Consider the following 1,642-nt stretch of genomic DNA (forward strand, 5'->3'; position numbering starts at 1 on the left):
GGTAGCGCTCTGTGACCGGCGGGGAGGCCCGGCCCCCCTTAAGGGGTTAGGGGTCGGTCCATGTCGGTCCATGTCGGTCCGGTCGTTCCACCCCAGGTCAGAGGGGGTGAATTCCGGACCGACATCGGGTGTTCCATGTCGGTCCGGGTGTCGGTCCGGGTCGTTCCGCTGGGTGCCGGCCGTCGGTCCGGCTGGTCGGTCCGGCACCTCCGGTGACGGACCGTGGTCGCGTCCGGGGAGCGGGTCCGAGGCCGGCCTTTCCGGGGCGGGGCCCGGCTGCGCTACGCTCTCACTGTAGGTAGCGGCCGGTGGTCTAGTCAAGCCCCCGCCGAGAGGTCTAGACCATGAGGCGGCGGATAAGGGGCGCAACGTGAAAGCGCCGACCCCCGGTATTTTCCGGGGATCGGCGCTTCATGCCNGGTCTAGACCATGAGGCGGCGGGAAGGGGCTCGGGAGGATTGTCCGCGCTGCCTTTCGAATCATGGAAGAGATTCCCCGCGATATGCTGTAAATCGTCCGGCGGTCCGCCGGAATGCACCTCCTATTCTACCGGTAATACCAGACCAGAAGTGTTCGGGAGGACGCTTTGAGCGAGATGCCGCCGGGTGTGCACGTGAGGCGGTCTGCGACGACCCGGAGCTGTACGGGCTCGCGGAGGCCGGCTGGCGGCCGGACCTGGACGTGGAGCAGTAGGGCCCGAACAGCAAGGAACCCTGCAACCTTGGAAGCTTTCAAGGTTGCAGGGTTCCTTGCTTGCTTGCAGTCCTAGTCCAGACTGACCGGATGAGCCTCCAGCCACGCCTCCAGGGCCTCGCTGACGGCATCCTTGAGCTTCACCTCGTGCACGGCCAGGGCCACGGTCAGACGGCGGCGCAGCGGTGCGGGGACGGTGGTGGTGATGGGCACCTCCGCCACCTTCTCCGGCCGGGCCGGGGCGGCTGTGGCCCGCTCCGGCAACTGGCGGTCGTTCTTCACGTCGTCGTACTTCGGCATCAGGCCGCGTTCTCCATTACGGTGTCGATTCGGGTCCGCAACCAGGAGTAGATATCCCGGAATTGGTCGGCGGATTCCCGTCCGTCCGTGCCGTCGGCGCGGAGGGGCTGGGCGAGTTCCGCCTGATTCTTCATGGCCACCAATTCGCGGAGCTTGACCGGTGCCACGTGGTCGTCACCCCGGATCGCGTAAATGTCGTGCTCGCGCTTCTGGTGGATTTTCAGGTTCGGCCGGTAGCGGTTGATCAGGATGCCCGCGATGGCCAAGTCAGGGTTGAGGGTGTGCCGGTCACGCTCGACCCGCTCGTGGATGCGGCGGGCGGCCTCCACGGCGTCGTACTCCGGCTCGCACGGCAGCAGCAGCACGTCCGAGGCGGACCAGGCCACGTCGATCTGGTGGGACAGCAGGTTCGGCGGGCAGTCGATGACCACCAGGTCGAAGTCGTCCACCACCCCGTGGAGGGCCCTCAGCAGGCGCTTTTCGGAGGAGGCGGTGCCCGCGGTGAGGGAGAGCAGCTCCAGGTCGAGGTGGCCGGGGGCGATGGTGATCCGGTCGCTGTAGGTCGTGTCGTCGTAGCCGCAGGGGACGAGGATGCGCTCGATCTCGCCGACGGCCGGGCGCTGGAGCACGGAGGCGAGGGAGGCCGCCG

2 protein-coding genes are annotated in these 1,642 nt (G+C 67.6%); both read right to left on the bottom strand.

All coding sequences use genetic code 11. The features are described from left to right. Positions 1-765 precede the first annotated feature (765 nt). Positions 766-993, bottom strand: a complete 228-nt coding sequence (locus tag VR45_RS41495; RefSeq protein WP_045945166.1) for a hypothetical protein — start codon at positions 991-993, stop codon at positions 766-768. Beyond that, a partial coding sequence (locus tag VR45_RS41500) for a ParA family protein (RefSeq protein WP_234326694.1) occupies positions 993-1,642 on the bottom strand: 650 nt, incomplete at its 5' end. The genes VR45_RS41495 and VR45_RS41500, both read right to left, overlap by 1 nt.

This window comes from Streptomyces sp. NRRL S-495 (assembly GCF_000966955.1).
In the GTDB taxonomy this organism is placed as follows: Bacteria; Actinomycetota; Actinomycetes; order Streptomycetales; family Streptomycetaceae; genus Kitasatospora; species Kitasatospora purpeofusca.

Bases quoted from the DNA above. Each gene is read 5' to 3' on its own strand.
- VR45_RS41495 (WP_045945166.1), bottom strand. From the start codon at position 993: ATGCCGAAGTACGACGACGTGAAGAACGACCGCCAGTTGCCGGAGCGG.